Below are 20,269 nucleotides of genomic sequence, written 5' to 3'. Positions count from 1 at the left end.
GACCAAACCATGCGCCACCCCCTGCCCTACGCCTTTGCCCGCACGGCCCAGCTGCTGCTGGAGGATGACGGCCACCAGCTCGTGCTGTGGCATGGCCCCAGCCCCGACGCGGGGGCGCTGTCCGAAGTGCTGCGCAAGCACCCCGTGCAGCAGCTGCTGCCGCTCGATGCACCGGGCCTGGCCCAGCGCATCAGCGCCGCCTACTCGCACAGCGAATCGAGCGCCGCCACCGTGGTGAGCGAGGTCGAGAGCGACGCCGACCTCTCGCGCATGATGCAGGAGCTGCCTGCCGTCGAGGACTTGCTGGAGTCGGCGGGCGACGCGCCCATCATCCGCATGCTCAACGCCCTGCTCACGCAGGCCGCGCGCGATGGCGCGAGCGACATCCACATCGAGCCCTACGAGCGCCACAGCAGCGTACGCTTCCGTGTGGACGGCACGCTGCGCGAAGTGGTGCAGCCCAACCGCGCGCTGCACGCGGCCCTGATCTCGCGCCTGAAGATCATGGCCGACCTCGACATTTCGGAAAAACGCCTGCCGCAGGATGGCCGCATCAGCCTGCGCCTGGGCACGCGTGCCATCGATGTGCGCGTTTCGACCCTGCCCAGCGCCCATGGCGAACGCGCCGTGCTGCGCCTGCTGGACAAGAGTGAAAGCAAGCTCAGCCTGGAATCCGTGGGCATGCAGGGCGACACGCTGCAGCGCTTTGAGGGCCTGATCAGCCAGCCGCACGGCATCATCCTCGTGACCGGGCCCACGGGCTCGGGCAAGACGACCACGCTGTACGCGGGCCTGGGGCGGCTCGACGCCACGCGCAACAACATCATGACGGTGGAAGACCCCATCGAATACGAGCTGCCCGGCGTGGGGCAAACGCAGGTCAACAGCAAGATCGACCTGACCTTTGCCAAGGCCCTGCGCGCCATCCTGCGCCAGGACCCGGACATCATCATGATTGGCGAAATCCGCGACTTCGAGACCGCGCAGATTGCCATCCAGGCCTCGCTGACCGGCCACCTGGTGCTGGCCACGCTGCACACCAACGACGCCGCCAGCGCCGTCACGCGCCTGACCGACATGGGCGTGGAGCCGTTCCTGCTGTCGTCCTCGCTGCTGGGTGTGCTGGCCCAGCGCCTGGTGCGCAAATACTGCACCCACTGCCACGGCACGGGCTGTGACGCCTGCGGCCACACAGGCTACGCGGGGCGCACGGGCGTGTTTGAACTGCTGGTGACCAACGACGCCATCCGCGCCCAGATCCACAACCAAGCCGCCGAGGCCGACATCCGCGCCGCCGCCATGGCCGATGGCATGGCCCTGATGCGGGAGGATGGCGAACGCCTGATTGCGGCGGGCATCACCAGCCGCGAAGAAGTGCTGCGAGTGACACGGGACTGAGTTTGCTACATATTTAGTAGCTCAAAAGGCTTACTGGCCGCGCGCAAACGGCCAGAAAAGCTTCAAACTACCGGATCTGCAAGGCCGAGCGCCGCGCCACCTGGGCCACCGCCGGCGGGTGCGCGGCCACCGGGGCGGGCATGGCAAACCCCGACGAGGCGCCGCCGTCCTGCAGCTTGAACTGGCTGACCGCACTGGTCAGGTGGTGCGCCTGCTCCCTGAGGGATTCGGAGGCCGCCGTGGACTCCTCCACCAGCGCCGCGTTCTGCTGCGTCATCTGGTCGAGCTGGGTGACCGACTGGCTGATCTGGCCGATGTTGTCGCTCTGTTCGGCCGACGAGGCGGTGATCTCGGCAATGATGTCCGACACACGGCGCACGCTGCTCACGATCTCGGTCATGGTCTGGCCCGCCTGGCTCACCAGGCGCGAGCCGTCTTCGACCCGCTCCACCGACGATCCGATCAAGCCCTTGATCTCCTTGGCGGCCTCGGCGCTGCGCTGCGCGAGGTTGCGCACCTCGCTGGCCACCACCGCAAAACCCCGGCCCTGCTCACCGGCACGCGCGGCTTCCACGGCGGCATTGAGCGCGAGGATGTTGGTCTGGAACGCGATGGAATCGATCACGCCCGTGATGTCGGCAATCTTGCGCGAGCTGGTGGTGATCTGGTCCATGGTGGTCACCACCTGTGACACCACGGCACCACCGCGCGCAGCCACTTCGGCGGCCGACGAGGCGAAGTCGCTGGCCTGGCGCGATGACTGCGCACTTTGCTGCACCGTGCTGGTCAGCACTTCCATCGACGAAGCGGTTTCTTCCAGGTTGGCCGCCGTCTGCTCGGTACGGTGGCTCAGGTCGTGGTTGCCGCTGGCGATCTCGGAGCTGGCAGTGGAGATGTTGCCCGCTGCGTCCTGCACCTCGCGCACCAGGCTGCGCAACGCATCCTGCATGCGGCCCATGGCGCCCACCAGCTGGCCCACCTCGTCCTGGTTCATGGGCGCCACATCGCGCGACAGATCTCCGCTGGCGATCCGTTCGGCCAGTTCCTGGGCCTGGCCCAGCGACTTGGTGATGGAGCGCACGCTGAAGAAGGTGAGCGGGATCAGCACCGCCAGCCCCAGCACCAGCCCGATGCCGATCAGCGCCGACATGGTGGAGGTGCGCGACTCAACGCCCGCGCGGGCCTCGTCCATCTGTGTGCGGGCCGAGCTGGCCAGGCTGGAGAACAACTTGTCGGTGGCCTCCATGTGCACCTTGAGGCGGTCGGCATAGGCGCCGCCGCCCGCGCCATCGAGCTGCGCACCCTCGATCTTCTCGAAGATGGGGGAGATGCCGGTTTCGTACTGCTTGATCTCGTCCAGCGACTTGTCGATGGAGGCCACAAACGCGGCGTCGCCCGACTGCACCTGCCGCACCTCGGCCAGACTCTTGCGCAGCGAAGCCAGGGTCTTGGCCCAGGACTCGCGCAGGGCAGACACCTCGACCGAGTTGTTGAAATTGATGATGATGTCTTTTTCGGTCCGGCGCAGGTCACCCAGGGTGGTGCGCAGTTCGGACATGTCGGTCAGCGTCTGCACCCGCTCGGAGAACAGCACCTGCAGCGTGCCACGCGTGCGGTCCAGGGCCACATAACCCATCGCACCAATGACGACCAGAAGAATCAGGGAAAAGACGGTTCCGAAATAGAGACGCGTGCGGATGGAGAAGCGGCCGAGAGCATTCATGGCTCTTCCTTACAATTTTTAACAGATTACCCAGCATAGCAAATTTGGTGCCACACCCACCAACCGGCCTTCTGGGCCGGACGTTGGAGGAAATATAGGCCCAGCCGCTGCCTTCGCCGCACAGGGTAAGCACGGCCCCGTGGCCCTTGTGTAGGGAAACCACGGGGCCAGTAGCCGCTCTTATCCAGAGGATCGCGCCGTGCCGATCAGACGGGCTTGAGCGGGATGTACAGCTCGCCGCCGCCGCGCTGGAACTCCACCGCCTTGGTCTCCATGCCCTGGGCCAGCGCATCGGCCTCGGCCAGGCCCTTTTGCGCAGCAAAGTCGCGCACTTCCTGGGTGATCTTCATGGAGCAGAACTTGGGCCCGCACATCGAGCAGAAATGCGCCACCTTGGCCGAGTCCTTGGGCAGGGTTTCGTCGTGGTATTCCTTGGCTGTTTCGGGGTCCAGGCCCAGGTTGAATTGGTCCTGCCAGCGGAAGTCGAAGCGCGCCTGGCTGAGTGCATCGTCGCGCGCACGGGAGCCTGGGTGCCCCTTGGCCACATCAGCGGCGTGCGCGGCGATCTTGTAGGCAATGATCCCCTGCTTCACGTCGTCGCGGTCGGGCAGACCCAGGTGTTCCTTGGGCGTCACGTAGCACAGCATCGCCGTGCCCATCCAGCCGATCATGGCGGCGCCAATCGCGCTGGCGATGTGGTCGTAGCCGGGGGCGATGTCGATGGTCAGCGGGCCCAGTGTGTAGAACGGCGCCTCGTGGCAGGTCTTGAGCTGCTCGGTCATGTTGGCCTGGATCATGTGCATGGGCACATGGCCGGGGCCTTCGATCATGGTCTGCACGTCGTGCTTCCAGGCCACCTGGGTCAGCTCGCCCAGCGTGTGCAGCTCGGCAAACTGCGCTTCGTCATTGGCGTCCGATGCGCAGCCGGGCCGCAGGCCATCGCCCAGGCTGAACGACACGTCGTACGCCTTCATGATGTCGCAGATGTCCTCGAAGTGCTCGTACAGGAAGCTCTCGCGGTGGTGCGCCATGCACCACTTGGCCATGATGGAGCCCCCGCGCGACACGATGCCCGTGCGCCGCTGCGCCGTGAGGTGGATGTAGGCCAGGCGCACGCCCGCATGGATGGTGAAGTAGTCCACGCCCTGCTCGGCCTGCTCGATCAGCGTGTCGCGGAAGATTTCCCAGGTCAGGTCTTCGGCCACGCCGCCCACTTTTTCCAGCGCCTGGTAGATCGGCACCGTGCCAATCGGCACGGGCGAGTTGCGCACGATCCAGTCGCGCGTGGTGTGGATGTTCTTGCCGGTGGAGAGGTCCATCACGTTGTCGGCGCCCCAGCGGATCGCCCACACGAGCTTTTCCACTTCTTCCTCGATACTCGATGTGACAGCCGAATTGCCGATGTTGGCGTTGATCTTGACCAAGAAGTTGCGGCCAATCGCCATCGGCTCCACCTCGGGGTGGTTGATGTTGGCGGGGATGATGGCGCGGCCCCGGGCCACTTCGTCGCGCACAAATTCGGGAGTGATGATGCGAGGGATGCTGGCACCCATCGGGTTGCCCATCAGGCGCTTCTCACGGCCTGCGTCGGCCATGTACTGCTCCATCCACTCGCGCTTGCCGTTTTCGCGAATGGCCACGTATTCCATCTCGGGCGTGATGATGCCCTTCTTGGCGTAGTGCATCTGCGTGACGTTGGCGCCTGCCTTGGCACGCAACGGCTTGCGCTGCAGCGCGGCAGCCTCGGCGCGCAGCTGGGCCAGGCGGGTGGCGTCTTCGCTCTTTTGTCCGTCGTCCAGCGCCACGGGCGCACGGCCTTCGTAGTGCTCGACATCGCCACGGCCGGTGATCCAGCCACCGCGCACGCTGGCCAGGCCCTGGCGCACGTCGATCACGGCGTTCGGGTCGGTGTAGGGGCCCGAGGTGTCGTACACACTGACCAGCTCGCCATTGGTGAGCGCGATGTCACGCACAGGCACGCGCAGGTCGGTGTGCAGTTCGCCGGGGATGTAGGCCTTGCGCGATGCGGGGAAGGGTTCGCGAGTGCGGGCCAGCAGCTCGGCAAATTTTTCGGGGGCGGCGAGCTTGGCGTGGGGGTCGGGGGCGTTCATGGGCAGGTCTCCTGGTTCCGGGGCGGTGGGTTCTGCTCCGGAATGGACCTGTGCGCCCCTCGGGTGGCTGCGCATGGCAGCCCCTGAGGCAAGGCGTGCCCACAGGGACTGCGGGCACGGGGACAAGGAGGTCGGCTCTTCTTCCGCCGGTATGAACCGGATCAAGTTCGTCGGGTTCGCAAGCTCGCCTGAATTCCTTCAGGACCCTTGCATCTCAGCGCATCAGCACACCCCGGAGCAGGCGCGAGTATAGGGCAGAGGAAAAACGGGGGCGTCGGTGTCAGTGCGATCAGAAGCTCAGGCCAGGCGGCCGATGAGGATCACCGCAAAGAAGAAGACGGTTGCAATCACCGTCCATTTGAGGATGACCAGCCCCAGGCGCTTGTAGCGCACCTGCCCCGTGCCGGCATAAAACGCAAACGACACGGCCGCCGCCAGAAGCAGCAGCATCGCCAGCCAGCGGAAGATCAGCATCGCAGCGCTACCAGGCGCGCACGGTCTGCGCAAAACCGCTGGGGGCCTGGCGCTCGTCCTCGAAGGTGACCACCTCCCATGCATCGCGCTGGGCCAGCAACTCGCGCAGCAGCAGGTTGTTCATGGCATGGCCCGAGCGGAATGCGCTGTACGCGGCCAGCAAGGGCTTGCCGATGAGGTACAGGTCGCCCATGGCGTCCAGCATCTTGTGCTTGACGAATTCATCGTCATAGCGCAGGCCCTCGCTGTTGAGTACCTTGTAGTCATCCATCACGATCGCGTTGTCCAGACCGCCGCCCAGTCCCAGCCCGCGCGAGCGCATCATCTCGACATCGCGTGTGAAACCGAAGGTGCGCGCCCGGGCGATATCGCGGCTGTAGTTGCCAGTGCCCATGTCGAACTCCACGCTCTGGCCGGTGGAATCGACCGCGGGGTGGTCAAAGTCGATCTCGAAACGGAGCTTGTAGCCGTGGTACGGCGACAGACGCGCCCATTTGGTGTTGGAGCCCTCGCCCTCGCGCACCTCCACCGGCCGAGTGACGCAGATGAAGCGCTTGGGCGCATTTTGCAGCGCGATACCCGCGCTTTGCAGCAGAAACACGAAGGCTGCAGACGAGCCGTCAAGGATGGGCACCTCTTCGGCCGTGATGTCCACATAGAGATTGTCGATGCCCAACCCCGCACAGGCCGACATCAGGTGCTCCACCGTGTGCACCTTGGCACTGCCCACCGCGATGGTGGACGCCAGCCGCGTGTCCGTGACGGCCTCAGCCCGGATCGGAATGTCCACGGGCTGGGGCAAGTCCACCCGGCGGAAGACGATGCCAGTGTCGGGTTGTGCAGGCCGGAGCGTCAGTTCGACCCGCTGGCCGCTGTGCAGTCCGACGCCAACGGCGCGGGTCAATGTCTTGAGGGTGCGTTGCTGGAGCATCCGCGCATTTTAGTTTCTGGGCCCTGCCCCGTACACACTGAGGTTTTACGGGCACCGGCATCGCGGGTAGGTAGAGCTACCGCAGCGTTTTCACCTACAGCGCCCGGCCCGGCCTTCGCCGCACAATGCCTTGGCGGCAGCGCCCCGGCGCCCCAGCAAAAACAAAGACAACGTGACAGCCCACAGAGACCGACAGAAGCCGCCCCACCGGAGAACGCACACCATGAGCAAGCTCAGCTTCAAAATGAAAATCATGCTCATGATCGGCACCGCGCTTGCAGCGCTGCTGATCATGGCCATCCTGTCGCTGCTGCAGGAACGCAGGCTCATCAGCGAATCGCGCAAGGACATGCTGACCACCGCCGTGCAGTCTGCCCACAGCATCGTGGCTGCCTACCAGGCCAAGGCCGCGAGCGGCGCCATGCCGCAGGAGGAAGCCCAGAAAGCCGCCAAGGAGGCCCTGCGCCTGGCGCGCTACGGCGGCCCCGAGGGCAAGACCGAGTACTTCTACATCTGGACCACCGAAGGCGTGGGGGTAATGCACCCCTTCAAGCCCGAATGGGATGGGCAGGACATGCTGGGCAAGGTCAAGGACGGCTCGGGCGTGGACATCATCGGCCTGCTCGTGAACGGCATGCGCAGCAGCAAGGATGGCAAGGCGTTCGTGCCCACCATGTTTGCCCGCCCCGGCCAGACTACTGCCGTGCCCAAGCTGCAGTACATCGTGCGGGTGGATGGCTGGAACTGGATGGTGGGCTCGGGCCTGTACACCGATGATGTGGATGCGCTGCTGCAAAAGGCCCTGTGGTCCAGCCTGGCGCTGGTGGTGGTGGTGTTCCTGGTGGTGGGAGCCATTGGCATGGTGGTCTCGCGCTCGGTGCTGCGCCAGATCGGCGGTGAGCCTACCGAGGCCATCGCCATCATGCAGGAGGTGGCCGAGGGCAACCTGGACGCGCAGATCCCGACCGCCCACCCGGGCTCGATGCTGGACGGCCTGGCCCACATGGTGGGATCGCTGCGCAAGCTGGTCACCGAGGTGCGTTCGGCCACCGACAGCATTGCCACTGCCTCGGGCGAAATTGCCCAGGGCAACAACGACCTGGCCCACCGCACCGAAGACACGGCCAGCAACCTGCAGACCACGGCCAGCAGCATGGAAGAGCTGACCAGCACCGTCAAGCAGACCTCGGACTCGGCCCAGACCGCCAACCAGATGGCGACATCGGCCGCTGCGGTGGCGGCACGGGGGGGCGAGGTGGTGTCGCGCGTGGTGTCCACCATGCAGGACATCAATGCCAGCAGCAGCAAGATCAGCGACATCATCGGCGTGATCGACGGCATCGCCTTCCAGACCAACATCCTGGCGCTCAACGCCGCCGTCGAGGCCGCCCGAGCTGGCGAGCAAGGGCGCGGTTTTGCCGTGGTGGCCAGCGAAGTGCGCAACCTGGCCCAGCGCAGCGCTGCTGCCGCCAAGGAAATCAAGGCGCTAATCGACGCATCCGTGGAAAAGGTCGCATCGGGCACCCAGCTGGTAGGCAATGCCGGCGCCACCATGACCGAGATCGTGGACAGCGTTCAGCGCGTGACGGACATCATCGGAGAGATCCGTTCGGCCACCTCCGAGCAAAGCCAGGGCATTGCCCAGGTCAACACGGCCGTGAACCAGCTGGACCAGATGACGCAGCAGAACTCGGCGCTGGTGGAACAATCCGCCGCCGCCGCCGACAGCCTGCGGGAGCAGGCCATGAAGCTCACCCAGGTGGTGGCGTTGTTCCGAGTGAACGGCAGCACCGCCGCTCCCGCTCCGGCCAGCCGGCCCGCAGCCGCTCCACGCCCCGCCGTGGCTCCTGTGGCGCGTGCAGCAGCGCCCCGCCCGGCCCTCGCCAAGGCGCCGGCGCCCCCTCGCCCTTCCACCCCTTCGCCAGCCCCAGCGGCGGCTTTGCCACCCAAAGCGAGCAGCACCAAGCCTGCGGCAGACAACAACGATGATTGGGAGTCTTTCTGATCGCTGAGATGCCTGGGGCTACCCAGGCCTGAGTGCGCGCTGAATCACGCCACACCCCACCAGTAAAAAAGCCCTGCCAGCTTGCGCTGGCAGGGCTTTTTGTCTTGCGGCCCCGGGAGGGGCCAGCACTGTGCGATCAGCGGGATGTCAGTCGGCTTGCTTGCGCAGGAAGGCCGGGATCTCCAGGTCATCCATGCCGCCGGACGACAGCGCATCCACGCGGGCTGCCGCCTGCGTGCGGTTGGTGCGCCACACGCTGGGCACCGACATGCTGCCGTAGTCGGCCTGCGCACTGCCTGCATGGCCGCCCTGCACGCCCACGGCGCCACCCAGCGTGCCCACACCTGCGACGGGCATCTGGTAGGCCATGTTGTCCGTACCCGTGCGCAGGCCACCCTGCACCACCGAGATAGGCTGGCGGCGTGCGTTGGCACGCGACAGGCCCGTGGCCACCACGGTCACGCGGATCTCGTCGCCCAGGGTTTCGTCGTAGGCCGCACCGAAGATCACATGCGCGTCGGTCGAGGCGTAGGCATTGATGGTGTTCATGGCCTGGCGCGACTCGGACAGCTTGAGGCTGCCCTTGCTCGCCGTGACCAGCACCAGCACGCCCTTGGCGCCCGACAGGTCGATGCCTTCGAGCAGCGGGCAGGCGATGGCCTGTTCGGCGGCGATGCGCGCGCGGTCAGGGCCGCTGGCCGTGGCCGTGCCCATCATGGCCTTGCCGGGCTCGCCCATCACGGTGCGCACGTCCTCAAAGTCCACGTTCACCTGGCCGTACTCGTTGATGATTTCGGCGATGCCGCCCACGGCGTTCTTGAGCACGTCGTTGGCGTGCGCAAAGGCCTCGTCCTGGGTGATGTCGTCACCCAGCACGTCGAGCAGCTTTTCGTTGAGCACCACGATCAGCGAGTCCACATTGGCTTCCAGCTCTGCCAAGCCGTCATCGGCGTTCTTCATGCGGCGGCCGCCTTCCCAGTCGAACGGCTTGGTCACCACGCCCACGGTCAGGATGCCCATTTCCTTGGCGACGCGCGCGATCACGGGGGCCGCCCCCGTGCCCGTGCCGCCGCCCATGCCGGCCGTGATGAACAGCATGTGCGCGCCGGAAATGGCGTCGCGGATGTCTTCCACGGCGGCTTCGGCCGCATCGCGGGCCTTTTCAGGCTTGCCGCCCGCGCCCAGGCCGCTGCCACCCAGCTGGATGACACGGTGGGCCGAGCTGCGCGTGAGCGCCTGTGCATCGGTGTTGGCGCTGACAAACTCCACGCCCTGCACGCTGCGGGCAATCATGTGCTCGACGGCATTGCTGCCGCCGCCGCCCACACCGATCACCTTGATCTGGGTGCCCTGGTTGAATTCTTCGGCTTCGATCATTTCGATGGTCATCTTGGAGCTCCTGGTTCTAAATTCGTATGCAATTGCCAAATGGGAGATGGGGTATTGACGGACGGAGAGCGTGGCGGGCCTGTGCATCGCCATCGCTCTCGCGGTCTTCGGTGTGGGCTACCGCGCGCCAGCCAGAGGGGGTATTTCATGGTCAGAAATTCCCCACGATGAAATCTTTGAAACGCCCGAACGCGGTCTTCATGGACCCGCTCTTCTGCGCCACCTTGAACCCGCGCAGGCGTGCCAGCCGGGCCTCTTCCAGAAGGCCCATCACAGTGGCTGCACGGGGCTGGGCCACCATGTCCGCCAGAGCGCTCGAATACTTGGGAATGCCGCGCCGCACAGGCTTGAGGAAGATGTCCTCGCCCAACTCGATCATCCCGGGCATCACGGAGCTGCCGCCCGTGAGCACGATGCCCGACGACAGCACTTCTTCGTAGCCCGACTCGCGCACCACCTGCTGTACGAGCGAGAAGATTTCTTCGACACGCGGCTCGATCACGCCGGCCAGCGCCTGCTTGCTCAGCATGCGCGGGCTGCGGTCACCCAGGCCGGGCACTTCCACCTGGGCTTCAGGGTCGGCCAGCAATTGCTTGGCGTAACCGCTTTCCACCTTGATGTCTTCAGCGTCTTTGGTGGGCGTGCGCAGCGCCATGGCGATGTCGCTGGTGATCAGGTCGCCCGCAATCGGAATCACGGCCGTGTGGCGGATGGCACCGCCGGTGAAGATGGCGACGTCGGTCGTGCCTGCGCCGATGTCCACCACCACCACGCCCAGCTCGCGCTCATCGTCGGTCAACACGGCCTGGCTGCTGGCCAGCGGGTTGAGCATGAGCTGCTCCACTTCGAGGCCGCAGCGGCGCACGCACTTGATGATGTTCTCGGCCGCGCTCTGCGCGCCGGTCACGATATGGATTTTGGCCTCCAGTCGGATGCCGCTCATGCCGATGGGCTCCTTCACATCCTGCCCGTCGATCACGAACTCTTGAGGCTCCACCAGCAACAGGCGCTGGTCGCTGCTGATGTTGATGGCCTTGGCCGTCTCCACCACGCGCGCCACGTCGGCAGAGGTGACTTCCTTGTCTTTGACTGCCACCATGCCGCTGGAGTTGAGGCCGCGGATATGGCTGCCGGTGATGCCGGTGTACACGCGCTGAATCTTGCAGTCGGCCATCAGCTCGGCCTCTTTCAAGGCCTGCTGAATGCTCTGCACCGTAGCGTCGATATTGACCACCACGCCGCGCTTGAGGCCATTGCTGGGCGCCACGCCCAGGCCGGCCAGTTTCAGCTCGCCGCCGGGCAGCACTTCGGCCACCACGGCCATGACCTTGGCCGTGCCGATGTCGAGCCCCACCACCACGTCTTTGTACTCTCTTGCCATATCAGCCTCTGCCCTTTTCTGTTCTGTCCCGCTGCCCGTCCCACCGCGTGATCAACCGCCCGATGGCCTGCCCCGCCCTTTGTGCTGTTCTGCTGCCCAACATCGCGTCACCTCCTGCGCACGCCGCCGGTGGCACCGGCCACGGCCCCGGCGGCATCGGGGATCACCGTGGTGACTCCCCGCAGCCGCAGTGCATAACCCCCGGCGTGGCGCAAATCGGCCGACTCCAGCGCGTCCACACGCCGCCCGTACTGCGCCGCCACTTGGGTCAGCGTGCGCGCAAACCGCTGCGTGCGCAGCACAACCTCTTCAGGAGTGCCGCCGCCCAGCTCCACCATGGCATCACTGTCCAGCCGCGCACGCCAGCCGCCCCGGCCGGTCAGCTCCAGCTCTTCCACCTCCAGCCCCAGCGGCCGGAACACAGGCTGCAGCAGCCCCACCATCTTCAGAGCCTCGGCAGACGAGCCCTGGGGGCCCAGCAGGCGCGGCAGGCCCTCCTGCTCCACATCGCCCACGTTGGCCTCGAACACCTCGCCATGGCTGTTGACCATGGAGGAACCGGACTCCGGCCCCCAGAACGCCACGGCGTCGTGTTCCTGCAGCTCCACCCGCAGGCTGGCGGGGTACACGCGGCGCACCTGGGCGCTGCGCACCCAGGGCACCTGCTCGAAGGCCTCGCGCGCTGCACGCAGATCCACCGTGAAGAAGTTTCCCGTCAGGTGCGGCCCCACATTGGCCCGCAGCGTCACGGCGTTGTTGTGCACCAGTTCGCCCTGCACCACGATGCGCGCAATCGCAAAGCCCGGGTAGCGCAGCACCCACCCGACCCCCGCTGCCAGCACGGCCATGGCGCAGCCCACGAACAAGACCGACGCGGTCAGGTTCATGAGCTTGACGTCCAGGGGTGCGGGCAGCGTGTGGGTCATCAGGCAGCCTTTGGCCTTGCGGGCGTGTCCAGTGCTGCGCTTGCCAGGATGCGCAGGCACAGTTCTTCGTAGCTGATGCCCGAGGCCCGTGCCGACATGGGCACGAGCGAGTGGCCCGTCATGCCCGGCGAGGTGTTCATCTCCAGCAGGAAGGGCTTGCGGTCGCTCGCGCGGATCATCAGGTCGGCGCGGCCCCAGCCTCGGCAGCCCAGGCTGCGGTAGGCCTCCAGCACGATGCGCTGGATTTCGCGTTCCTCGGCCTCGGGCAGGCCGCTCGGGCACTGGTACTTCACGTCGTCGGTGAAGTATTTGTTCTGGTAGTCGTAGGCGCCATCGGGCGCGACGATGCGGATCACCGGCAGCGCGCGGGCGTCGGCGCCCTGGCCCAGCACGGGGCAGGTGACCTCTTCGCCATCGATGAATTCCTCGCACAGCACATCGGGGTCGTACTGGGCAGACAGCTGCACCGCCTCCTGCATGTCTGAATAGCCGCGCACCTTGGTCACGCCAATCGATGAACCTTCGCGCGGCGGCTTCACGATCAGGGGCAGCCCCAGCTCGTCGGGCACGGTGCGCACCACTTCGCGCTGCTGGCGGTCGGGCGCCAGCCACACGTAGCGTGGCGTGGGCAGCCCCTCGGCCAGCCACACGCGCTTGGTCATGACCTTGTCCATGGCAATGCTGGACGCCATCACGCCTGGGCCGGTGTACGGGATGCCCAGCAGTTCGAGAGCGCCCTGGACCGTGCCGTCTTCCCCATGGCGGCCATGCAGCGCGATGAAGCAGCGCGCATAACCGTCGCGCTTCAGGTCGCCCAGCGCGTTCTGCGCCGGGTCGAAGGCATGGGCATCCACACCGCGCGAGCGCAGCGCCTGCAGCACGCCGCTGCCCGACATGAGCGAGACCTCGCGCTCGGCCGATTCGCCGCCCATGAGCACGGCCACCTTGCCCAGGGTTTTCACATCAATGTTCGATTCAAAAGAGGTCATACCGCGCTCCCCTTCAGCGCCTTAAGCTCACTATTTTGTAGCATATCCACGACCTTGCCAGGCACGGCACCGATGGAGCCCGCGCCCATGCACATCACCACGTCGCCGTCCCTGGCGTTGTCGGCGATGGCCTGGGGCAGGTCTGCCACGTTGTCGATGAACACGGGCTCCACCCGGCCCGCCACGCGCAGCGCGCGCGCCAGCGACCGGCCATCGGCCGCCACCACCGGCGCTTCGCCTGCGGCATACACCTCGGTCAGTAGCACGGCGTCGGCGTTGCCGATGACCTTCACGAAATCCTCGAAGCAGTCGCGCGTGCGGCTGTAGCGGTGCGGCTGGAAGGCCAGCACCAGACGGCGGCCTGGGAAGGCACCGCGAGCAGCGGCCAGCGTCGCGGCCATCTCCACCGGGTGGTGGCCGTAGTCGTCGATCACGGTGAACTGGCCGCCGTCCTTCGCGGGCAAATCGCCATAGCGCTGGAAGCGCCGGCCCACCCCCTTGAAGCCTGCGAGCGCGCGCTGCACGGCTTCGTCGGGGATGTTCAGCTCCACCGCCACGGCAATGGCCGAGAGTGCGTTGAGCACGTTGTGCTCGCCTGCGAGGTTGAGCACGATCTCCATGTCAGGCAGCGTGACACCATTGCGCCGCTGCACCGTGAAGCGCATCTGCCCCGCCTCGGCGCGCACGTTGATGGCCCGCACCTGGGCGTCTTCCGAGAAGCCGTAGCTGGTGATGGGGCAGGTCACGCTCTGCAGGATGTCGCGCACGGCCGGGCTGTCCACACACAGGATGGCCGTGCCGTAGAACGGCATGCGATGCAGGAAATCGACAAACGCGCCCTTGAGTCGGCCAAAGTCGTGGCCGTAGGTCTCCATGTGGTCGGCGTCGATGTTGGTCACCACCGCCATCACGGGCAGCAGGTTCAGGAACGACGCGTCGGACTCATCGGCTTCGACCACGATGTAGTCGCCGCTGCCCAGCTTGGCATTGGCGCCCGCGCTGTTGAGCTTGCCGCCGATCACAAAGGTCGGGTCCAGGCCCGCCTCGGCCAGCACGCTGGTCACGAGGCTGGTGGTTGTCGTCTTGCCGTGCGTGCCCGCAATGGCAATACCCTGCTTGAGGCGCATCAGCTCGGCCAGCATGAGGGCGCGCGGCACCACAGGGATCTTTTTCTCGCGGGCGGCCAGCACCTCGGGGTTGTCGGGCGTGACTGCAGTGGAGGTGACCACCGCATCCGCGCCATCGATGTGCGCCGCAGCGTGGCCCAGGCAGGTCTTGATACCCAGGCCCTCCAGGCGGCGCAGCGTGGCGCTGTCGGCCAGGTCCGAGCCCGAGATGCGGTAGCCCAGGTTGAACAGCACCTCGGCAATGCCGCTCATGCCCGCACCGCCCAAGCCGACAAAATGGATGTGTCGAATCGCGTGCTTCATGGTTGGGCCAACTCCTCGCAGGCAGTCACCACTTCGCGGGTGGCGTTGATTTTTTGCATGTTTTTGGCCTTCTGCGCGCTATCCACGAGCGTGGAGCGCTCTAATTTCAATAGCATCTGCGACAGCCCTTCGGGCGTCAGGTCGCGTTGCTGCACCAGCCAGCCGCCCCCGGCATCCACGAGGAACTGCGCGTTGGTGGTCTGGTGGTCGTCCACGGCCGAGGGGAAGGGCACAAAAATGGACGCGGCCCCCACAGCGGCAATTTCGGTCACGGTGCTGGCGCCCGCGCGGCAGACGATGACGTCGGCCGCCGCAAACGCGCTGGCCGTGTCGTCGATGAAAGGTGTCAACTCTGCCTCGACCCCGGCGGCGGCGTAGTTGGCGCGGAGCTGGTCGATCTGCGTGGCGCCGCTCTGGTGGATCACCTGCGGGCGCTGGTCGGCGGGCATCAGCGCCACGGCCTGCGGCACGATCTCGTTGAGCGCACGCGCGCCCAGGCTGCCCCCTACCACCAGCAGGCGCAGCGGGCCGGTGCGGCCCGCAAAGCGCTCGGCCGGGCCGGGCTGCTGCGTGAAGGCGGTGCGCAGCGGGTTGCCCACCCACTGCCCCTGCTTGAACACGTTGGGGAAGGCGGTGAACACGCGGTCGGCCACACCGGCCAGCACCTTGTTGGCCATGCCTGCCACCGAGTTCTGCTCGTGCAGCACCAGGGGCTTGCCCGCCAGCACGCCCATCATCCCGCCCGGAAAGGTGATGTAGCCGCCCAGGCCCACCACCACATCGGGTTTGACGCGCCGCACGACCTGCAGCGCCTGCCAGAACGCACGCAGCAGGCGCAGCGGCAACAAGGCCAGCGTGACAAGGCCCTTGCCGCGCACGCCCGAAAAATCGATGAGTTCCAGCGCAAAGCCGTGTTGCGGCACGATGCGCGACTCCATGCTGCCGGGCGCGCCCAGCCAGTGCACGCGCCAGCCGCGCGCGCGCAGCTCTTCGGCAACAGCCAAGCCGGGGAAGATGTGGCCGCCGGTACCACCAGCCATGATGAGGGCGGTTTTCTGCTTGCTCATACGCGGCCTCCGCGCATGAGAAGTTTGTTCTCGTAATCGACCCGCAGCACCACCGCCAGCGCCACCAGATTCATCAGAATCGCCGAGCCGCCAAAGCTCATCAGCGGCAGCGTGAGCCCCTTGGTGGGCAAGGCGCCCAGGTTCACGCCCATGTTGATGAAGGCCTGGAAGCCGATCCAGATCGCCACGCCCTGCGCGACGAGGCCGGAGAACACGCGGTCCAGCGCAATGGCCTGGCGGCCGATGTGCATGATGCGGCGGATCATCCAGAAGAACAGCACGATCAGCGCCAGCACGCCCACCAGGCCGAACTCCTCGCCGATCACGGCGAGCAGGAAGTCGGTGTGGGCCTCGGGCAGCCAGTGCAGTTTTTCCACGCTGCCGCCCAAGCCCACGCCAAAAATTTCGCCCCGCCCGATGGCGATCAGCGAGTGCGACAGCTGGTAGCCCTTGCCCAGCGCGTGTTGTTCGCTGAACGGATCTAGGTACGCAAACACGCGCTCACGCCGCCAGGGCGAGCTGGCGATCATCAAGGCGAACGCGCCCACGAGCACGCCCGCAATCAGGAAGAACATGCGGGCGTTGACGCCGCCCAGGAACAGGATGCCCATGGCGATCACGGCCACCACCATGAAGGCGCCCATGTCGGGCTCGGCCAGCAGCAGCACACCCACAATGGCCACGGCCGCGCCCATGGGCAGCACCGCGCGGAAGAAGCGTTCTTTCACTTCCATCTTGCGCACCATGTAGTCGGCGGCGTAGATGAGCACCGCGAACTTGGCCACCTCGGAGGGCTGAAAACCGATGGGTCCGATGGACAACCAGCGGCGCGCGCCATTGACCACCTTGCCCACGCCGGGGATCAGCACCGCCACCAGCAGCAGCAGCGCCACCACAAACAGCCAGGGCGCCACACGCTCCCACAGCAGCATGGGCACCTGGAACGCCAACAGCGCCGCCACAAAACCCACCACCAGATACATCATGTGGCGGGTGAGGAAATGGGTGGGCGCATAGTTGGCAAAACGGGGGTTGTCCGGCATCGCGATCGACGCCGAATACACCATCACCAGCCCCCAGGCGAGCAGCGCCACCACCACCCACAGCAGGGTCTGGTCAAAGCCCAGCACGCTGGCCGGTGTGGCCGACGACTGGCGGTACTCGGTGCCGCCCACACGCACGGGCAGCACATCGGCCGCCTTGCCGGGCAAGCCGCCGAACCAGCCGGTCAGGCGTTGCAAGAGGGCGCTGGCAGACATGGTCATTGCATGCCCCCTGCCGACTGCCCGGCATCGTCGGCCATGGCCCGCACGGTGTCGCAGAAGACCTGCGCACGGTGCTCGTAGTCCTTGAACATGTCGAAGCTGGCGCAGGCGGGCGACATCAGCACCGCATCGCCCGCATGGGCGCGCTGGGTGGCCAGCGCCACGGCCTCGGGCAGCGTGGGGGCGTCCAGCAGCGCCACGCCGGCGTCTTGCAGCGCGGTGCGGATCAGCGGTGCGTCGCGGCCGATCAGCACCACGGCGCGGGCATAGCGCGCCACGGGGGCGGCCAGCGGCGCAAAGTCCTGCCCCTTGCCCTCGCCCCCCAGGATGACCACCAGGCGGCGCTCGGCGCCCAGCCCGACGAGGGCGGCCGCCGTGGCGCCCACGTTCGTGCCCTTGCTGTCGTCGAAATACTCCACCCCGTAGATGATGGCCACGGGCTCCACACGGTGGGGTTCGCCCCGGTACTCGCGCAAGCCGTACAGCATGGGCGCAAGCGGGCAGCCCGTGGCCGACGCCAGGGCCAGCGCCGCCAGCGCGTTGGTGGCGTTGTGGCGCCCCCGGATACGCAGCGCGTCAGCAGGCATGAGGCGCTGGATGTGGAGGTCTTCCTCCACCTCATTGCGGCCGCGCTTGCGGGTTTCGTCGGCATCCATGGCGCGCACCAGCCAGGGCATGCCACTCACGACCTCGATGCCGAAGTCGCCCGGGCGCCGGGGCATGTCGGCGCCGAAGGTGATGTGGGCGCGCACCTGCGGTTTTTGCAGCTTGACCTTGACGGGCGGCGGCAGCATGCCCATCACGGCGCTGTCTTCGCGGTTCAGCACCATGAGCCCGGTCTGGCCGAAGATGCGGGCCTTGGCGGCGGCATAGGCCTCGATGCTGCCGTGCCAGTCGAGGTGGTCTTGCGTAATGTTGAGCACGGTAGCGGCCGTAGGCTCGAAACCGGTGACGCCGTCGAGCTGGAAGCTCGACAACTCCAGCACCCACACCTCAGGCAGCGTGTCGGCGTCCAGGTGCGTGGCCAGCGTGTCCAGCAGCGTGGGCCCGATGTTGCCCGCCACCGCCACGCTTTTACCAGCGCGCTCCACCAGCTGGCCGGTGAGCGATGTCACGGTGGTCTTGCCATTGGTGCCGGTGATGGCCAGCACCGCAGGTGCATACGCATGCGAGGCGCGCAGCGCTGCCAGCGCATCGGAATACAAGCTTAATTCACCCCCTGCGCGCACCCCGCTTGCCACAGCCGCTTCCAAAACAGGAGCAACCTGCTGCGGACTCAGCCCCGGCGAGCGGTAGACGGCCTGCAGGTTGTGCCCCACCACCAGGCTGGCATCGAAGGCACCCGCCACAAAGCGGACCTGGGGCATCTCTTGCTGCAGCGCGGGCAGTTGTGGCGGGGTGGCACGGGTGTCGGCCACGGTGACCTCAGCCCCGCAGCGCACACACCAGCGCGCCATGGCCATGCCCGAGGCACCCAGGCCCAGGATGAGGATGTTCTGGCCTTGCAGCAACTGGGCCATGGCCTCTACGGGGCTGACCAGGGGTTCTGCGGGCGAGGCGTCTTCCTCCAAATCCGCGTCTTGCACGACATCGGGCTCGGTAGCGGCAGGCCCTTCGGGCGCCGCCACCTCGGCAAAAATCTGGGCCACAAAATCGGCGGCGGCCTTGGCGGCCGAGACGGCTGGCACAGCCTCAGGGTTCCAGGCGGTGCCGGGGGTTGGGGCCGCAGCGGCATGGGCATCGGTGGCGGGCGCTGGGGCCTCGGCCTCGGAAGAAACCGTCATTTCGGGCGCGGCCTCTTCCGACTGGCCCATGTCCACGTTGGCATCACCATCCGTATCGGCGACCGGAGCAGCAGACGACCCAGACAAAACCACCTCATCAGGCACGGGCCCGGCGCTTGCAGCGCTGGGCGCGCCCACCCCCAGCCCCGCCTCGGTCGGCGTGGCCTCGGGCACACCCGGGGTGCCAGAGAGGGTGGAAGGATCGTTCGGATTCATCGCAGTTTCAGGGTGGACAGGCCAATCAGGCACAGCAGCATGGTGATGATCCAGAAGCGCACGACGACCTGCGTTTCCTTCCAGCCGCTCTTTTCGAAATGGTGGTGCAGCGGCGCCATCTTCAGCAGACGGCGGCCTTCCCCGTAGCGCTTCTTGGTGTACTTGAACCAGGTCACCTGCAGCATCACCGACAGGGCCTCGACCACGAAGATGCCGCCCATGATGGCCAGCACGATCTCTTGCCGCACGATCACGGCGATGGTTCCCAGGGCGCCCCCAAGCGCCAGTGCGCCTACGTCGCCCATGAACACCTGCGCAGGGTGGGCGTTGAACCACAGGAAGGCCAGGCCCGCGCCGGCCATGGCCGCGCAGAAGATCAGCAGCTCGCCCGAGCCGGGGATGTGCGGGAAGAACAGGTATTTGGAGTACACCGAGCTTCCGGTGACATAGGCGAACACGCCCAGAGCCGAACCCACCATCACCACGGGCATGATGGCCAGGCCGTCCAGACCGTCGGTCAGGTTCACTGCGTTGCTCGAACCCACGATGACCAGGTAGGTCAGGACCACAAAGCCCAGCACGCCCAGCGGGTAGCTGATCTCCTTGAAGAAGGGCAACTGCAGCCCGGCCTTGGGCGGCAGGTCGAGCGAAAAGCCGGACTGCACCCACGCCACGAACAGCTCCCACACCTTGGCGTTGGAGCTTTCGGAAATGCTGAACGCCAGGTACAGCGCGGCCACCAGGCCGATGATGGACTGCCAGAAATACTTCTCGCGCGAGCGCATGCCCTCGGGGTCCTTGTTAACCACCTTGCGCCAGTCATCCACCCAGCCGATGGCGCCAAAGCCCAGCGTGACGATGAGCACGATCCACACGAAGCGGTTGGACAGGTCGAACCACAGCAAGGTAGAGATCGCGATCGACAACAGGATCAGCACGCCGCCCATGGTGGGCGTGCCACTCTTGGACAGGTGCGACTGCATGGCATAGCCCCGGATGGGCTGGCCGATCTTGAGCGAGGTGAGGATGCGGATCACCTTGGGGCCCGCCACCAGGCCGATGAGCAGCGCCGTCATGGCCGCCATCACCGCACGGAAGGTGAGGTACTGGAAAACGCGGAAAAAGCCGAACTCGGGCGACAGCCCCTGCAACCATTGCGAGAGCATCAGCAGCATGGGGT

Annotated in this window: 15 protein-coding genes and 1 riboswitch; of the genes, 2 read left to right on the top strand and 13 right to left on the bottom strand. The window is 66.4% G+C overall.

What is annotated here, in order from left to right:
• Positions 1–9: 9 nt before the first annotated feature.
• A complete protein-coding gene (locus ACSQ3O_RS04140; RefSeq protein ID WP_436137958.1) occupies positions 10–1,398 on the top strand; it encodes a GspE/PulE family protein in 1,389 nt (462 codons plus the stop codon).
• Positions 1,399–1,465: 67 nt separating this feature from the next.
• On the opposite strand, the gene ACSQ3O_RS04135 is transcribed toward ACSQ3O_RS04140, so the two are convergent.
• The 4 genes from ACSQ3O_RS04135 to lpxC form a co-directional block, all read right to left on the bottom strand.
• Positions 1,466–3,121 carry a methyl-accepting chemotaxis protein gene (locus ACSQ3O_RS04135; protein WP_436137957.1) on the bottom strand — a complete coding sequence of 552 codons (1,656 nt, stop codon included), beginning with the start codon at positions 3,119–3,121 and terminating at the stop codon, positions 1,466–1,468.
• A 206-nt stretch (positions 3,122–3,327) separates the two neighbouring features.
• Positions 3,328–5,232: a phosphomethylpyrimidine synthase ThiC gene (thiC, locus tag ACSQ3O_RS04130; protein WP_436137956.1), complete on the bottom strand. Its 1,905-nt coding sequence runs from the start codon at positions 5,230–5,232 to the stop codon at positions 3,328–3,330.
• Between the two features lie 121 nt (positions 5,233–5,353).
• Positions 5,354–5,477, bottom strand: a riboswitch (TPP riboswitch).
• A gap of 52 nt (positions 5,478–5,529) precedes the next feature.
• Positions 5,530–5,706, bottom strand: a complete 177-nt coding sequence (locus ACSQ3O_RS04125) for a hypothetical protein (RefSeq protein ID WP_171012186.1) — start codon at positions 5,704–5,706, stop codon at positions 5,530–5,532.
• A gap of 7 nt (positions 5,707–5,713) precedes the next feature.
• Positions 5,714–6,637, bottom strand: coding sequence for a UDP-3-O-acyl-N-acetylglucosamine deacetylase (lpxC, locus tag ACSQ3O_RS04120; RefSeq protein WP_436137955.1), 924 nt, complete (start codon positions 6,635–6,637; stop codon positions 5,714–5,716).
• 223 nt (positions 6,638–6,860) lie between these two features.
• Here lpxC and ACSQ3O_RS04115 point away from each other — a divergent pair, with 223 nt between their 5' ends.
• Positions 6,861–8,642 (top strand): methyl-accepting chemotaxis protein, encoded by a 1,782-nt coding sequence (locus ACSQ3O_RS04115; RefSeq protein WP_436137954.1) that lies wholly within the window; start codon positions 6,861–6,863, stop codon positions 8,640–8,642.
• A gap of 147 nt (positions 8,643–8,789) precedes the next feature.
• Here ACSQ3O_RS04115 and ftsZ read toward each other — a convergent pair whose 3' ends face one another.
• The 9 genes from ftsZ to mraY form a co-directional block, all read right to left on the bottom strand.
• The gene (ftsZ, locus tag ACSQ3O_RS04110) at positions 8,790–10,031 is read right to left on the bottom strand and encodes a cell division protein FtsZ (RefSeq protein ID WP_436137953.1); all 1,242 of its coding nucleotides are present in this window, start codon (positions 10,029–10,031) and stop codon (positions 8,790–8,792) included.
• Between the two features lie 151 nt (positions 10,032–10,182).
• Positions 10,183–11,412, bottom strand: a complete 1,230-nt coding sequence (gene ftsA, locus ACSQ3O_RS04105; protein ID WP_063460085.1) for a cell division protein FtsA — start codon at positions 11,410–11,412, stop codon at positions 10,183–10,185.
• Between the two features lie 107 nt (positions 11,413–11,519).
• Positions 11,520–12,338: a cell division protein FtsQ/DivIB gene (locus tag ACSQ3O_RS04100; RefSeq protein WP_436137952.1), complete on the bottom strand. Its 819-nt coding sequence runs from the start codon at positions 12,336–12,338 to the stop codon at positions 11,520–11,522.
• Positions 12,338–13,327, bottom strand: a complete 990-nt coding sequence (locus ACSQ3O_RS04095; RefSeq protein WP_436137951.1) for a D-alanine--D-alanine ligase — start codon at positions 13,325–13,327, stop codon at positions 12,338–12,340. The genes ACSQ3O_RS04100 and ACSQ3O_RS04095 overlap by 1 nt, the downstream gene beginning before the upstream one ends.
• Positions 13,324–14,757, bottom strand: a complete 1,434-nt coding sequence (gene murC / locus ACSQ3O_RS04090) for a UDP-N-acetylmuramate--L-alanine ligase (RefSeq protein WP_298458479.1) — start codon at positions 14,755–14,757, stop codon at positions 13,324–13,326. The genes ACSQ3O_RS04095 and murC overlap by 4 nt, the downstream gene beginning before the upstream one ends.
• Positions 14,754–15,824, bottom strand: coding sequence for an undecaprenyldiphospho-muramoylpentapeptide beta-N-acetylglucosaminyltransferase (gene murG / locus ACSQ3O_RS04085; RefSeq protein ID WP_436137950.1), 1,071 nt, complete (start codon positions 15,822–15,824; stop codon positions 14,754–14,756). Before murG ends, murC begins: the two co-directional genes overlap by 4 nt.
• Positions 15,821–17,089 carry a putative lipid II flippase FtsW gene (gene ftsW, locus ACSQ3O_RS04080; RefSeq protein ID WP_436137949.1) on the bottom strand — a complete coding sequence of 423 codons (1,269 nt, stop codon included), beginning with the start codon at positions 17,087–17,089 and terminating at the stop codon, positions 15,821–15,823. Before ftsW ends, murG begins: the two co-directional genes overlap by 4 nt.
• Positions 17,086–19,089, bottom strand: coding sequence for a UDP-N-acetylmuramoyl-L-alanine--D-glutamate ligase (gene murD, locus ACSQ3O_RS04075; RefSeq protein ID WP_436137948.1), 2,004 nt, complete (start codon positions 19,087–19,089; stop codon positions 17,086–17,088). Before murD ends, ftsW begins: the two co-directional genes overlap by 4 nt.
• Positions 19,086–20,264, bottom strand: a complete 1,179-nt coding sequence (mraY, locus tag ACSQ3O_RS04070; RefSeq protein ID WP_063460079.1) for a phospho-N-acetylmuramoyl-pentapeptide-transferase — start codon at positions 20,262–20,264, stop codon at positions 19,086–19,088. Before mraY ends, murD begins: the two co-directional genes overlap by 4 nt.
• Positions 20,265–20,269 lie beyond the last annotated feature (5 nt).

The sequence above is a fragment of the Acidovorax sp. LjRoot74 genome (assembly GCF_964254355.1).
In the GTDB taxonomy this organism is placed as follows: domain Bacteria; phylum Pseudomonadota; class Gammaproteobacteria; order Burkholderiales; family Burkholderiaceae_C; genus Acidovorax.
This window is presented reverse-complemented; position numbering and strand designations above follow the sequence as displayed.

Excerpts from the sequence above, each read along its gene's own strand:
- ACSQ3O_RS04140 (WP_436137958.1), top strand. The coding sequence starts at position 10 with ATGCGCCACCCCCTGCCCTACGCCTTTGCCCGCACGGCCCAGCTGCTG.
- ACSQ3O_RS04135 (WP_436137957.1), bottom strand. The coding sequence starts at position 3,121 with ATGAATGCTCTCGGCCGCTTCTCCATCCGCACGCGTCTCTATTTCGGA.
- thiC (WP_436137956.1), bottom strand. The coding sequence starts at position 5,232 with ATGAACGCCCCCGACCCCCACGCCAAGCTCGCCGCCCCCGAAAAATTT.
- ACSQ3O_RS04125 (WP_171012186.1), bottom strand. The coding sequence starts at position 5,706 with ATGCTGATCTTCCGCTGGCTGGCGATGCTGCTGCTTCTGGCGGCGGCC.
- lpxC (WP_436137955.1), bottom strand. The coding sequence starts at position 6,637 with ATGCTCCAGCAACGCACCCTCAAGACATTGACCCGCGCCGTTGGCGTC.
- ACSQ3O_RS04115 (WP_436137954.1), top strand. The coding sequence starts at position 6,861 with ATGAGCAAGCTCAGCTTCAAAATGAAAATCATGCTCATGATCGGCACC.
- ftsZ (WP_436137953.1), bottom strand. The coding sequence starts at position 10,031 with ATGACCATCGAAATGATCGAAGCCGAAGAATTCAACCAGGGCACCCAG.
- ftsA (WP_063460085.1), bottom strand. The coding sequence starts at position 11,412 with ATGGCAAGAGAGTACAAAGACGTGGTGGTGGGGCTCGACATCGGCACG.
- ACSQ3O_RS04100 (WP_436137952.1), bottom strand. The coding sequence starts at position 12,338 with ATGACCCACACGCTGCCCGCACCCCTGGACGTCAAGCTCATGAACCTG.
- ACSQ3O_RS04095 (WP_436137951.1), bottom strand. The coding sequence starts at position 13,327 with ATGACCTCTTTTGAATCGAACATTGATGTGAAAACCCTGGGCAAGGTG.
- murC (WP_298458479.1), bottom strand. The coding sequence starts at position 14,757 with ATGAAGCACGCGATTCGACACATCCATTTTGTCGGCTTGGGCGGTGCG.
- murG (WP_436137950.1), bottom strand. The coding sequence starts at position 15,824 with ATGAGCAAGCAGAAAACCGCCCTCATCATGGCTGGTGGTACCGGCGGC.
- ftsW (WP_436137949.1), bottom strand. The coding sequence starts at position 17,089 with ATGACCATGTCTGCCAGCGCCCTCTTGCAACGCCTGACCGGCTGGTTC.
- murD (WP_436137948.1), bottom strand. The coding sequence starts at position 19,089 with ATGAATCCGAACGATCCTTCCACCCTCTCTGGCACCCCGGGTGTGCCC.
- mraY (WP_063460079.1), bottom strand. The coding sequence starts at position 20,264 with ATGCTGCTGATGCTCTCGCAATGGTTGCAGGGGCTGTCGCCCGAGTTC.